This is a genomic window from Providencia sp. Me31A, from assembly GCF_050487165.1.
GTDB lineage: Bacteria > Pseudomonadota > Gammaproteobacteria > Enterobacterales > Enterobacteriaceae > Providencia.
Map to the genome: position 1 here is coordinate 129,880 of NZ_JBKQGZ010000002.1, position 14,080 is coordinate 143,959.

Genomic DNA, 14,080 nt, shown 5'->3' on the forward strand with positions numbered 1-14,080 from the left:
CTCAATGCATCAGTCTGATGTGACTGAGCGATCACTCTTTTCGCTCAGTTGGCCAATTTTTATCGACATATTTCTTCATTTGGCCACGTTATTAATTAACACTTATATGGTTAGCCACGTTTCCACCGCTTATCTTGCGGCAATGGGAGTCGGCAACCAAGTATTTGATTTATTTATTACTATTTTTAACTTTATCAGTGTGGGATGTAGCGTCGTTATCGCACAATACCTTGGGGCTGGTCGTCGTGAGAAAGCGAGCCAAGCCATCCATATTTCCATTGCCTTTAACTTTATTCTTGGTTTTTCCAGTGCACTAGTCGCTCTATTTTTTGGCTATAGCATTTTAACCATTATGAATATGCCATCTCATTTAATGGATGATGGTTATACTTATTTACGTATTCTAGGGATTTGTTTAATCCCAGAAGCAATTTCTATTATTTTAGCGGCTTGTTTACGGGTGTACGGCAAAGCACAACCCGCTATGTGGGTTACTTTAATTGCTAACTTGATTACGGTTATTGGTAACATCATTGTACTATATGGTTTCTTTGGTTTACCGCAATATGGTCTTGAAGGCGTTGCATGGTCAACCGTGGCAGGCCGTGTCGTTGCTGTTATTTTATTGTTTTGCCTTCTATTTTATGGATTACGCATCAAATTTGTTCCGATGATGTTAGTACATTGGTCACGTAAAATGTTGGGTAAAATATTGCACATCGGTTTGCCATCCGCAGGGGAAAACCTTGTGTGGATCTTGCATTTCATGACGGCATCCGCATTTATTGGCCTGATGGGTGAAACCTCCCTTGCAGCCCAAACACTGTATTTCCAGCTCTCTTTATTTATTATGCTATTTGGTATTTCTATCAGTATTGGTAATGAGATCATGGTCGGCCATCTTGTCGGCGCCAAACGCTTTGAAGAGGCTTATATTCGTGGTTTAAAAAGCCTAAAAATGGGCTTTTATGTGACAATCGTTGTCGTTATTGCCTTTTGGTTACTCCGTGACCCTATTCTTAACAATATTACCGATGACCACGGTATTATTGATTTACTGCTTCCCCTGTTCTTACTCTCAGTTTTCTTAGAACCGGGCAGAACCATCAATATAGTGATGGTTAACGCCCTGCGAGCCTCTGGTGATGCACGTTTTCCACTTTGTACTGCGATCATTTTTATGTGGGGTGTCGCTATCCCGTTGGGCTATTTCCTCGGTATCAAGATGGAGATGGGGTTACTCGGTATTTGGCTAGGTTTCTTTGCTGATGAGTGGCTACGTGGCTTAACTAATGCATGGCGTTGGCGTTCACGCAAATGGCAAAGTAAACGCCTTGATGTGGAAAGCTAATATTTCTCCATATTCACAAAGTCCTGCAAAATTTAAAGGCAGGACTTTTGTGACAAAGCTCAAACTTAAAAAAATTTTATTTTTATCCCTGTAATTAGAGATAATTTTTCTCTTTACTCACTATGTATCCCTAAACATTGTGAAGTTTTTCTCCAGTTTGTTGTTTAAAATAACAAAATAAAAACAGACTTCACTAAGGGGACTTGCAATGCGTGCTCAAACACAACCGCTACTTTGGCAATACTTTATCAAAGCCGTCAAACAAGAGGTTAAACCTGCCTTGGGTTGTACTGAGCCGATTTCATTAGCCTATGCAGCTGCTAAAGCCGCTTCTTTACTTGATGGTGAAATCATTCGAGTGTGTGCATTTGTTTCCCCAAATTTGATGAAAAATGGTATGGGGGTGACGGTTCCTGGTACAGGGATGGTAGGATTGCCTATTGCCGCCGCCCTAGGCGCTATTGGCGGTGATGCCGATGCTGGATTAGAAGTTTTAAAATCAGCTTCTTCCGATGCGATTGCAAAGAGCAAAACCATGCTAGCACAAGGGCATATCACCGTTGATATCAAACAACCTTGTGATGAAGTTATCTATTCAGAAGCCACTGTGCATACTCAAACAGGCTCCGCTACTGTGGTCATTGCGGGCTCTCATACCAATATCATCAAAATCATTCACAATGGCCAAACCCGTTTTGATGCCACAAAAAGTAAACCACAAGATAATAACCTTGTTGATTGTGCTGCTGATATTCCTCTCCCCCCAGTGACAGCAAAATCCGTTTATCAATTTGCCACCGAAGCCCCATTAGAAGAAATTCGTTTTATCTTAGAAGCCGCAAAGTTAAATGACGCCTTGTCACAAGAAGGATTGCGAAATGTGTATGGCTTACATATTGGTAAAACATTACAGGCTCAGCGTGACCGCGGTTTACTATCAAAAGATTTAATGTCGGAAATTATGATCCGCACATCTGCCGCCTCAGATGCCCGTATGGGGGGGGCCGTTTTACCTGCAATGAGTAACTCAGGCTCTGGGAACCAAGGTATCGCCGCCACCATGCCCGTTGTTGTCACCGCCGATTACCTGCAATCTTCTGAGGAACAACTGGCTCGCGCGTTAATGTTATCCCATCTAATGGCAATCTACATTCACAACCAACTTCCTGCATTATCGGCACTTTGCGCAGCCACAACAGCCGCAATGGGCGCCGCTGCGGGAATTGCATGGTTATTAGAATCTCGCTATGACGTAGTCGCTATGGCTATTTCTAGCATGATTGGCGATGTGAGCGGTATGATTTGTGATGGCGCATCAAATAGCTGTGCAATGAAAGTTTCCACTAGTGCAAGTGCCGCTTACAAAGCTGTCTTAATGGCGCTAGATAATAGCTGCGTTAGAGGCTCTGATGGTATTGTTTCTGATGATGTCGACCAGTCTATTGCCAACTTATGTTCATTAGCCGCCGGTTCCATGAGGTATACCGACGTACAAATTATTGAAATTATGGCTGCTAAAGCACGTTAATTTAACGCTGTTTGAGTTGTAGCCTATCGGCTTTGCTACAACTCAATCGACTTGAACTGCCTAGTGTTATTTTATTTTGAGGGCTGCAAATTTTTCGCGAATTTGAGTTTCGGGAAGGTCAATACCAATGAAGACTAACACACTATTGCGCTGTTCTCCGTCTTCCCAATCCCTATCCCAATCTGCACTATAAAGACGCTGAACACCTTGGAATAATAAACGTTTGGGTTCTTCAACAATAGAAAGTATTCCCTTATAACGCAGCAAGTTATCAGCAAAACTCAGTAATAAGTCTTCCATCACTTGAGAAACGGCCATTAACTCAACAGGGTAATCAAATTCGAGTACGATAGAACCGACTTCATTTTGTTGTTTAGGGGCAAAACGAAACGTTGGCTGTTTCACATTCAGTTGGGAATCCAATAAAAAACCTTGAATATCCAACAATAAATTCAAATCAATATCCCCATGAATGACGGGATAAATTGGTGCTCTGGCATTAATACGCTGTAAACGCTCAAGTAAAGCGTCGTTATTCGGTTCAATATCCGTTTTCGTCAATAAAATACGATCAGCATAACCAATCTGAGCCTGAGCAATTGCAAAATCATTAAGCTGTTTATCTGCGTGAACGGCGTCTACTAATGTAATAATACCATCTAATACATAGCGCTCGCATAGTGCTTCGTGGGAGAAAAACGTCTGTGTGATTGGGCCTGGATCAGCCATTCCTGTACACTCAATAACGAGGCGGTCAAAATCCAGCTTTCCACTATCTAAACCATCTAGCAGATCCAATAACGCATCTTCTAATTCGTTCGCGCGACTACAACAAATACAACCATTGCTTAAGGTAGTAATTTGAGTAGCACGATCACCAATTAACGCGTTATCGATAGGTACTTCGCCAAATTCATTTTCAATAACCGCAATTTTATGCCCATGTTCTGCATGAAGAATATGGCTAAGGAGCGTTGTTTTACCTGCACCGAGAAAACCGGTTAAAATAGTTACATTAATTGGTTTCATTATTGCTCTCACACTTCATTAATTAACAGCAGCGAAATCCGCCTTTACCACTACCACCATAGCGTGCATCTTGCCTTTCACGAAAAAATTCTTTATATGTCATCATAGGCTTATCAGGATGGTTATCCTTCATGTGTTGCACATAAGTATCGTAGTCGGGAATGCCAATTAGCATGCGTGCAGCCTGCCCTAAATATTTCCCTGTTTTTCCGAGATTTCCAAACATCTGCCTCTCCAATACAAATGCCCTACACCATGGATACACAATGTAGGGCGACCTTTCATTATTCGAGTCCCCTGCTCAGAGAACTCAATGTGGCTGAAGGGTTAACTTAATGTGAAGATGAAACTTTCACGCCCTCTTTAGGTACAGGAACATATGGGGTTTCTTTATCTGTGCGCTCTGGGATTTTGTTCGCTTTCATCGCGACACGGATACCAAAGAAGATAATTCCGTAAACAACAACTAAGAATAGAATACTTAAGCCCGCATTGGTGTAGTTATTAATAATAATGTGATTCATATTAGTAATCTCTTGTGCCGTTAATTCTGCACCACCGGCTGCAATTTTATCTTTATAAGATTTCGCTAAGTATAAGAAACCTTCCAATTGAGGGTTATCGCTGAATAATTTCAGTCCTAACGCCCAAGTTGTACAGATTAATAACCATACCGCAGGTAATACTGTAACCAAAATGTATTTACTGCGCTTCATCTTAATCAGAACCACAGTACTTAAGACTAATGCAACCGCCGCTAACATTTGGTTCGAGATACCGAACAGAGGCCACAAACTCTTAACGCCGCCCAGTGGGTCAACAACACCTTGATATAAGAGATAACCCCATAAACCAACACAGCCTGCCGTACCAATAATCCCTGCGACTAAAGAATCCGTTTTCTTCAGGAATGGTACAAAGTTACCCAGTAAGTCTTGTAGCATAAAGCGACCAGAACGTGTTCCTGCATCCAACGCCGTTAGTATAAACAAGGCTTCAAACAGAATACCAAAGTGATACCAGAAGCCCATGTTCGCCGCAGGCATGATTTCATGGAATACAAAAGCAATACCCACAGCCAAGGTAGGTGCCCCACCTGCACGGTTTAATACAGACGGCTCACCAATATCTTTTGCCGTTTGCATGATTTGTTCAGGTGAAATAACGAAGCCCCAAGAACTAACTGTTGCCGCCGCATGAACAGAAACATCTTTCAATTGAGCCATGATAGCAGCGCCATCCGGCCCTCCCAGTTCATGCAAGTTAGGCATAGTAATACCCAATGCAGCCGGTGGTGTATTCATGGCAAAATAGAGGCCTGGCTCGATAATTGAAGCGGCAACCAACGCCATAATAGCAACGAAAGACTCCATCAACATTGCGCCATAACCGATATAACGCGCATCTTTTTCATTGGCTAATAGTTTCGGAGTTGTCCCCGAAGCAATTAAAGCATGGAAGCCCGAAACAGCACCACATGCAATGGTGATAAATAAGAACGGGAATAATGTCCCTTTCCAAACTGGCCCTGTACCATCAACGAATTGAGTCACCGCAGGCATTTTTAGCTCAGGGTTAAGGATAACAATACCAATAGCTAAACCGACGATAACCCCAATTTTCAGGAAAGTCGCCAGATAATCACGAGGCGCTAAGATCAACCATACAGGTAATAATGCAGAAATAAAGGCATAACCCACTAACACATAAGTAATAGTGGTATCTTTAAATGTCAGTGCAGGGCCCCAGTATGGGTCATGAGCGATAACGCCACCAAACCATATAGACGCCACCAATAAGGCAATACCAATTACCGAAACCTCACCCACACGTCCTGGTCGGATATATCGCATATATATCCCCATAAACAAGGCAATTGGTACGGTTGAACAAACAGTGAATACCCCCCACGGACTTTCTGCCAGTGCTTTTACGACAATCAGTGCCAATACGGCAAGAATGATAATCATAATAAGGAAGCAACCGAAAAGCGCAAGGGTTCCCGGAATTGGCCCTAATTCTTCTTTTACGATTTCGCCGAGTGATGCGCCATTACGACGAGAAGAAATAAACAGCACCATAAAGTCTTGCACCGCGCCCGCAAGAACAACCCCTGCAAGTAGCCATAATGTGCCGGGCAGATACCCAACTTGTGCTGCAAGTACTGGGCCAACTAATGGCCCAGCCCCTGCGATTGCCGCAAAGTGGTGACCAAATAGTACGTTTTTATTCGTCGGAACATAGTTTAGCCCATCATTATTAATGACGGCTGGGGTCGCACGTGTTTCATCCAGCTTCATCACTTTTTTAGCGATATACAAGCTGTAATAACGATATGCAATCAAGTAAACCGCCACAGAGGCGACAACTATCCATAGCGCACTGATGTGTTCACCGCGCCTAAGCGCCACAACACCCAAACAAACCGCACCGATGATCCCAAGGATCATCCACGGAATGTGCTTTAAAATACCATTTTTATTCATAGAGCACCCTTCTGAGGTAAAACGAACATGCCTTTGATTTTGCATTTATCATTCATGAATAATATCGAGTCCCATATAGGCTTACAGAGTACTCATCACAAATGATTTTTTATTGGCAGTGGTTGAACTGTTATAAATAAGAAATTGAGCTCTGCCATGGTGTCTATAGTAAGGAATTACACTCTAATATTGATGGAAGTTACGCTAAGCGGTGTCATACAAAATTAAGCGGTTTGTTTTTTGAGGTGAATGGTTTTTAGAAAGGTTAGATAGGATTAAAACTGTGATCTACATAACAATTATAATTTATTTTCAATAAGTTAACTAATATGAATTATTTAATTAAATACATCATTATTGTTAAATAACATAATAAAAAACGTAAAATATACCTAGAATCGATTATTCTTATAGTTAAATGTGTATATGAATCTCAACGACTAATTGTTATCCATTCTCCGCCAACCCACCAGCTATGCTCTCCATCAGTTTGTGTTTCACATCCTACCCCCACTTTTGCTTTTCCCCCGTTGAACGGATACGCACAATCATAAATTGCCTCAATCACAATTTTACCTGTAAGTGCATCAGCAAAACCTATTTTATTTTCTTTACGAATACGATAAACCCCGTCTTGCGGTTCATCAGGCCAATTATCAAAGTAATAAAGCTGATAGACCTCCAGCCCTCCTTGATCAACCACAACCACCCCTTTATTGGGTAATTCCCGTAAGCAATATTGAAAATCCGATCGAGCATCAAAGCAGGTGATTTTATCTTTCTCATCAGCAGCCCATAAACTAAATTGCTCTTCAAGGTTTTGTGCAATAGCCTCACCTGCAATGACAACAAATAATGCCAAACCAATAAAATACCGAACCATCACTTACCCTCTATGTGGCGATTTTGCTGACCTTATTCTATTCATGCTGAATTTGAACCAATTAATTATAGACAATCATCCATTCAATAGAATTAAGAAAAAAGATAAATGGCCTCTTGAATGAGAATTTTCTTAAGATAACAAGGATCAAGCCAATACGTATTCTTACCATCTATGGTTTATTCAACCAATAAAGCAACTTTATTAACAAGTTATAGTTATTCTGACATCAACCGTTCTTTTAGAAATACATTAATTAGCGGTACACAATTTGCACCGCATTGATCACACCATTATCCCAACGCTATCTAGCAATAAAGGAAAACAAATTGTAGTTAACTGTGAATAAACGTTGAAAATTCAAAATTAACCGGATACTTTTATTTTTTCAGCCGCAGTTTTTGCCTTTATTAGCGCCTGCTCAATGGAATCAGCAGTAGCTAAAGTAATACCTAATCGGCGAGTTCCAGCTATTTCTGGCTTACCAAATAATCGCAATTGAATATCCGTTCCCAATGCGGCATCAAGGTCGCTAAAAACGACATTACTACTATGCAAGTCAGGTAAAATAACAGCCGAAGCGCTTGGCCCATATTGACGAATTAACCCAATAGGTAAACCAAGAAAAGCGCGGACATGTAAAGCAAATTCAGATAAATTTTGGGAGATAAGCGTTACCATTCCCGTATCATGAGGACGTGGTGAAACCTCGTTAAAAATGATTTCATCACCGCACACAAATAACTCAACACCAAATATTCCATAGCCACCTAATGCAGTCACAATTTTTGCTGCGACGTCTTGCGCTGTTTTCAATGCCGCATCACTCATCTGCTGTGGCTGCCAAGATTCACGGTAATCCCCTTTTTCTTGACGATGTCCCACAGGCGCACAAAAATGGATACCGTCCACGGCACTGACAGTTAACATTGTGATTTCAAAATCAAAGTTAACCATTTTCTCTACAATGACGCGGCCTTGACCACTGCGCCCACCTTGTTGAGAATACGCCCACGCTTGTTCCAACTGTTCTGAAGAACGAATAACACTCTGCCCTTTCCCTGATGAACTCATCACCGGTTTTACGATACAAGGAAAACCCATGCTTTTTGCGGCAGCCATAAAATGCGCTTTATCATCCACAAATTGATAATCAGAGGTTGGTAAACACAGCTCCTCTGCGGCTAAACGACGAATACCTTCCCTATCCATAGTAAGAAAAACCGCGTTTGCAGACGGAACCACTTTTTGCCCTTGCTGTTCCAATTCAACCAAGGTTTTTGTCGCGATAGCTTCAATTTCAGGAACAATAAAATCGGGCTTTTCTTTATTGACAATTTCCTTCAGCCCCTCACCATCAAGCATATTAATTGTGTAGCTTCGGTGTGCTATGTGCATGGCAGGGGCATTGTCATATCGATCAACCGCAATGACCTCAATCCCTAAACGTTGGCATTCAATTGCCACTTCCTTACCTAATTCTCCTGCCCCTAGTAGCATGACTTTCGTTGCAGAAGCACACAGCGCCGTACCTAATTGATTCATTATTGATGACCTTATCGGCAAAAAGATTAAGCTTGATTATATACGCAAACGTTTGCCCTTACTATTAATGGGAAACGGTAAAATTTAGAATAGTTTTAATTATTTGATTATATTGTAAAATTAAAACCTTACGTTTCTGGAGGGCCATCACGACCGGTAATGAAAGGTCCCTTGTGAAGTCGTTCAGTATATTGCTTATGTAACATCGCTAAAACACAAAATAGCAAACCAACCCAAATCAATGAAAAACTCACCCCTTTCACCCAATCAAATATTTCATTGAATAAAAATACAGCAAGTAAAAATTGGATCGTAGGCTCTATATATTGTGCCAATCCAATCACGGTAAGTGATGTCCGTTTAATCGCCGCAGTAAAAAACAGCAATGGAATAATCGTTACAGGTGCCGCTAACATATAAAGGACGTGAACTTGCCAATCCCCTTTAGCAACAGCGCTTAAGCCGTTCGACCTTAACCACCATGATATTCCTATTGCGATAGGTAATAACCAAAGTGCTTCTAAAAATAGCGATGTAATCACATCAAACCGAATGTATTTACGAATTAAACCGTATATTGCAAATGCGCTTCCCATCACTAATGCTAATACAGGTAACTCCCCATACTGCCAAATCTGATAGCCAACACCTGCACAAATAAAAATAACAGCCATTTTTTCTGCAAAAACAAGTCGTTCCTTAAGAAAAAGCATACCGAGCAAAATAGAAAACAATGGGTTAATAAAATAACCTAAACTAGCTGCAAGCACTTGCCCATGCGTTAGTGCATAAGTAAATGTAGTCCATGAAATAGCCATAACAGCCGAGCTAAATAAACATAAAATGATTGATTTTTTATCTGCCCAAACTTGACGCCACAAGGACTTATTTTTAATAATTAAACGAATAAAAAAAAGAATTGGTACTGACCAAATAAGACGCTCAGCAAGAAGTTCTAATGGTTCCGCCCCAGGAAGTAAGCGATAAAATAAAGGTGTTATTCCCCACAGAATATAAGAAAAAATAGCCAGTGCTACTCCTGAACGCAACAACATAGTTTATCCGTAATGAAATATGATTAAATAGAATTGATTCGATATCATACTCCAAAATAGAGGAAATAAAACTTACCCCGCCCCCAACATTAGTCAATTAATGAGTCTATATCTGATTAAAAGGTGGCAACATTACCACCTTTAGCAGACAACGCGGTTAAACAACCTCTCGTTGATGTAATGGTGGTTGTAATTTCATAAATTCAAACAATTCATCTTTTGTGGGAGCCGCCGCAATGGCACCTTTTTTAGTGGTTGCTAGTGCACCACATGCCGTAGCTTGTGAAATTATTTTCATTAAGCTCGCTTTTGTTTCTGCAAGTCCAAACTCAGATATTGCCGCAAGTAAGCCCGCCATAAATGCATCACCCGCACCAGTTGTATCAATACTTTCAACTAGATATGCACTAACCGCCATTTCTACTGAAGAGGTAAATACTTGGCACCCTTTAGCCCCTTGCGTCACGACTTTTAATCTAGCCGGGTAATTTCGCAATTTAGCAATCGCATTTTCAAAGCGACTTTCCTTTGTTAGCCACAAGAGCTCATCATCCGAAAGTTTTAAAATGTCAGCCTGCTTTGCATAGTCATCAACAACACGGTGCATCTCATCAGGGGAAGACCACATTTGTGGGCGAATGTTAATATCAAAGCTCAATAAACCACCTGCTTGTTTAAGATCATTTATCGCTGTTGATAAAGTTGTTCGACAAGTATTATGTACCAATGCCAATGAGCAAAAATGCAAAATATCATGACTAAAATTCGGTAAATTCTTTGCGCTCAAAAACTGATCGGCTGAAGGTGACACTAAAAAAGAAAACTCTCGTTCGCCATTTTCATGTAGAGATACTAATACTGTGCTAGTTTTATAATTCTCATCAAATTCCATCGCACTCGTATCAACCCCTAAATCAAATAGGGTTTTCTGCATAAAATGCCCAAAAGCCTCTTCACCAACACGGCCAATAAAACCGCTATCTTGCCCTAAACGAGCAACCCCAGCGGCTACATTAACTGGAGCACCACCAGCACAAGCTTCATACTGCATATTCTGAAGGGGAATTAAATCAATCACTGCATCGCCTAATGCCCAGACTTTCATTGTATCTCCTTTATAAGTTGTATAGCCCTATGCCTATTAACAATGCATACAACAATCACTAATTGCAAAATTTCTACTAGCAAATCCTTTTTGTTAACGTTAACATCGAGTATAAATAAAATAACTCAGAAACGCACCAACTATCTAACCTCATTATCCATTTCATTACCATTGTCAGAAAATGATTAAGGAGCCGTCATGAAAAAGCAGCTTGAATTAGCCAATAACGCAATTCAAACATCAAGAAAAGTCATGGATTTTCAGTTCTATCCTCAATATCATCTCGCCCCATTTTCTGGCTGGATGAATGACCCGAATGGATTAATTTACCATAACGGCCAATACCATGCATTTTATCAACATCATCCGTTTAGTTCTATTTGGGGGCCAATGCATTGGGGACATGCAACAAGCTCAGATATGGTTCACTGGCAACATCAACCGATTGCTCTCGCACCTAGTGAAGAATATGACCGTGATGGCTGTTTTTCGGGTTCTGCTATTAGTCATAATGACCAACTATACCTCTTCTACACCGGACATATTTGGCTAGGTAACGAAGGTGACGACAGCCAAATCATCCAATCTCAATGTGTTGCTGTTAGTGACGATGGTATTCATTTTGAGAAAAAAGGTGTCATACTTCCTGCTCCAAAAGGTTATATGCACTTTCGTGATCCTAAAGTTTGGCAACAAGATGGTAAATGGTGGATGGTGGTTGGTGCTAGAGATGCCCATGACCAAGGACAAATTCTCTTATTTAGTACATCAGATTTACTCAATTGGGACCCAAATTACCAAGTACTAGCTAAAACAGATGACAAAAATGTGTATATGTGGGAATGCCCAGATTTCTTTCCGCTAGGGGATCGTTTTATTGCCTTATTTTCACCCCAAGGAAAAAAAGCAGAGAATTACCAATATCGTAACTTATTCCAAAATGGCTATTTAGTCGGAAATTGGTCGCCAAATTCTTCTTATGAAATCTCACAGCAATTTACTGAACTCGATTTTGGGCAAGACTACTACGCACCACAAACTTTTTTAGCAAAAGATGGTAGGCGTATTGCAATTGCTTGGATGGATATGTGGGAAAGCCATATGCCATCTCAAAAACATAAGTGGTCAGGGTGCTTTACATTACCTAGAGAGTTAACATTAAATGAAAAAGGTAAAATTATTGCTAAGCCCATCGAAGAATTAAAAACATTACGTCAATCTGCAACACATTTACCTGCAACTATTTTAGAAAAGAACTCCACGATATTGCTCCACGAAGATGCTTCATGTTGCGAAATAGAACTGACTTGGGATTTACAACAAAGTTTAGCTGAAAAATTTGGGTTTTGGATCGGTTATGGCGTGCAATTCTATGTTGATAACCAAAGCCAACAACTCACTTTAATGCGCCATTACCCTGATGAGATAATTAGTGACAGCCGCAGTGTTCCATTACCGCAATCACAACATCTAAAAGTTCATGCTTTTATAGACCGTTCGAGCCTAGAAATATTTATTAATGATGGCGAAATTAATTTCAGTTGCCGTATTTATCCACAAAAAGGGGAGAGGGAACTAAAATTATTTACAATAAATAATAAAGCGAAGTTAGAAGAAGCCACTTTATGGGAACTTCAAAACGCGATTAAATAATATTACCCAAGGCTACTATTCTGTAGCCTTAGGCTCCATTAAAAAGAGTTACGCTCTAATAAATCACAGTCAACATACTGAATATCGTGACTCTGACGTTCTTCGATTATGTGTAACACAGCCTGCTGTCCTAGCTGATAATGGGGTAATACAACCGTACTTAATGGAGGGTAAAATAGCTCTCCTACGCCTATCATATTATCATAACCAAGCACCGCAATATCCTTTGGTATCTGCAAACCATGACCAAGCAATACTTGATATGCTAAAAATGCAATTCGGTCATTACCACAAATAATCACATCAAATTCTGGCTTTTTATTTTTATCAATATGCGAATTAATTAAACTAACAACATCCAAATAATGCTCATCACCAAGCTCTAAATGATATTGTATTAAAGACTCGAACGGTAAGTTTGCCTGTTTCCACGATGCCTCAACCGCTTCACGACGGGTTTTCCCTGCTAATGTTTCTTTAGGTATATAAAGACATAGTGGATTTCGATATCCTTTTTCAATTAAACGATTCACTGCATTGTATTGCCCATTAAAATCATCAGGGATATATGCAGGGAATTTTTTTTCGGTATCAATACAGTTAGCAAGTACAAGGCGGCTCTTATGTAATGTCTCAGGGATAGAAACTTCCCTAAGCCCCATGGTTGTATAAATAATACCATCTGGGCGCTGAGATAATAATTGGCGCACTGCTCTTTCACTATCTTCGCTCGATGTAATATTTACCACAAAGCTACTCCAACCAAATTGCCTTGCGGTTTGCTCTATTGAAAGGATCATTTCTACCGAAAATGGTGTCGTTGCAGTATCTAACGCCAAAACTCCCACAGTGGAAACTCGCGAACTTTTCCCTCTTATTTTACGCGCGGAGAAATCAGGAACGTAATTGAGTGATTCAATAGCATGTTGGACCTGCTTTAACGTTTCAGGTTTTAGCAATTCAGGACTATTAATTGCCCTCGATACAGTCATCAATGAAACATTTGCAAGTCGTGCTACATCTTTTAAAGAAGCCATTAAGTACATTCACTCACATCAAAAGGACGAAGGTGAATTTTAACATGTTAAACATAAAAAGCACTTAATCTCTATCAAACTATACAACAAGTATTATCACTTAATAAAATAACCTAAAGTTATCATTTTAGACTTTTTATGACTGCCTATTTAAGATATTATTGGCACATTTCGTAAATTTCTTCATATGTTTTATTGGTTCCAAAAAAGAGACAAAGCAAGTAAAAGCACCTAAAATGTTACATTGGATTAATAGAATATTACGCATTGACACAAAATTTAACCATTGTTTCTATTTTTATATTAAAATTAACTAGATGATATTTTTAATATAAATTAAGGTCAGTAATACATAAAAAAAACAACAACGATCAGTAGATAATATTATTGTGCATTTCATTTCGTACT

11 protein-coding genes are annotated in these 14,080 nt (G+C 39.9%); 3 read left to right on the forward strand and 8 right to left on the reverse strand.

The genetic code is table 11. The features are described 5' to 3' along the window. Nucleotides 1–4: 4 nt before the first annotated feature. Nucleotides 5–1,351, forward strand: a complete 1,347-nt coding sequence (locus tag ACLPIE_RS01960) for an MATE family efflux transporter (protein WP_430259159.1) — start codon at nt 5–7, stop codon at nt 1,349–1,351. A 208-nt stretch (nt 1,352–1,559) separates the two neighbouring features. Continuing rightward, nucleotides 1,560–2,879 (forward strand): L-cysteine desulfidase family protein, encoded by a 1,320-nt coding sequence (locus ACLPIE_RS01965; protein WP_430259161.1) that lies wholly within the window; start codon nt 1,560–1,562, stop codon nt 2,877–2,879. Between the two features lie 66 nt (nt 2,880–2,945). Here ACLPIE_RS01965 and yjiA read toward each other — a convergent pair whose 3' ends face one another. The 7 genes from yjiA to ACLPIE_RS02000 all read right to left on the reverse strand — a co-directional run bounded on the left by yjiA (nt 2,946) and on the right by ACLPIE_RS02000 (nt 10,982). Next, the gene (gene yjiA / locus ACLPIE_RS01970; RefSeq protein ID WP_430259163.1) at nt 2,946–3,908 is read right to left on the reverse strand and encodes a GTPase; all 963 of its coding nucleotides are present in this window, start codon (nt 3,906–3,908) and stop codon (nt 2,946–2,948) included. 22 nt (nt 3,909–3,930) lie between these two features. Then, a complete protein-coding gene (locus ACLPIE_RS01975; protein ID WP_430259165.1) occupies nt 3,931–4,134 on the reverse strand; it encodes a YbdD/YjiX family protein in 204 nt (67 codons plus the stop codon). A 106-nt stretch (nt 4,135–4,240) separates the two neighbouring features. Continuing rightward, entirely contained in the window at nt 4,241–6,394 is a 2,154-nt protein-coding gene (locus ACLPIE_RS01980; protein ID WP_430259167.1) for a carbon starvation CstA family protein, read from the reverse strand. Nucleotides 6,395–6,827: 433 nt separating this feature from the next. Further along, on the reverse strand, nt 6,828–7,277 hold the full coding sequence (locus ACLPIE_RS01985; protein WP_430259169.1) for a WG repeat-containing protein: 450 nt from the start codon (nt 7,275–7,277) through the stop codon (nt 6,828–6,830). A gap of 366 nt (nt 7,278–7,643) precedes the next feature. After that, on the reverse strand, nt 7,644–8,822 hold the full coding sequence (purT, locus tag ACLPIE_RS01990) for a formate-dependent phosphoribosylglycinamide formyltransferase (RefSeq protein ID WP_430259171.1): 1,179 nt from the start codon (nt 8,820–8,822) through the stop codon (nt 7,644–7,646). Between the two features lie 128 nt (nt 8,823–8,950). Then, the gene (gene rarD, locus ACLPIE_RS01995) at nt 8,951–9,877 is read right to left on the reverse strand and encodes an EamA family transporter RarD (protein ID WP_430259173.1); all 927 of its coding nucleotides are present in this window, start codon (nt 9,875–9,877) and stop codon (nt 8,951–8,953) included. Between the two features lie 157 nt (nt 9,878–10,034). Continuing rightward, nucleotides 10,035–10,982 carry an aminoimidazole riboside kinase gene (locus ACLPIE_RS02000; protein ID WP_430259175.1) on the reverse strand — a complete coding sequence of 316 codons (948 nt, stop codon included), beginning with the start codon at nt 10,980–10,982 and terminating at the stop codon, nt 10,035–10,037. Nucleotides 10,983–11,180: 198 nt separating this feature from the next. Here ACLPIE_RS02000 and ACLPIE_RS02005 point away from each other — a divergent pair, with 198 nt between their 5' ends. After that, nucleotides 11,181–12,635 (forward strand): glycoside hydrolase family 32 protein, encoded by a 1,455-nt coding sequence (locus ACLPIE_RS02005; RefSeq protein ID WP_430259177.1) that lies wholly within the window; start codon nt 11,181–11,183, stop codon nt 12,633–12,635. Nucleotides 12,636–12,673: 38 nt separating this feature from the next. Here the strand turns inward: ACLPIE_RS02005 and ACLPIE_RS02010 are convergent, their stop codons facing one another. Then, entirely contained in the window at nt 12,674–13,672 is a 999-nt protein-coding gene (locus ACLPIE_RS02010; RefSeq protein WP_430259179.1) for a LacI family DNA-binding transcriptional regulator, read from the reverse strand. Nucleotides 13,673–14,080: the final 408 nt, after the last annotated feature.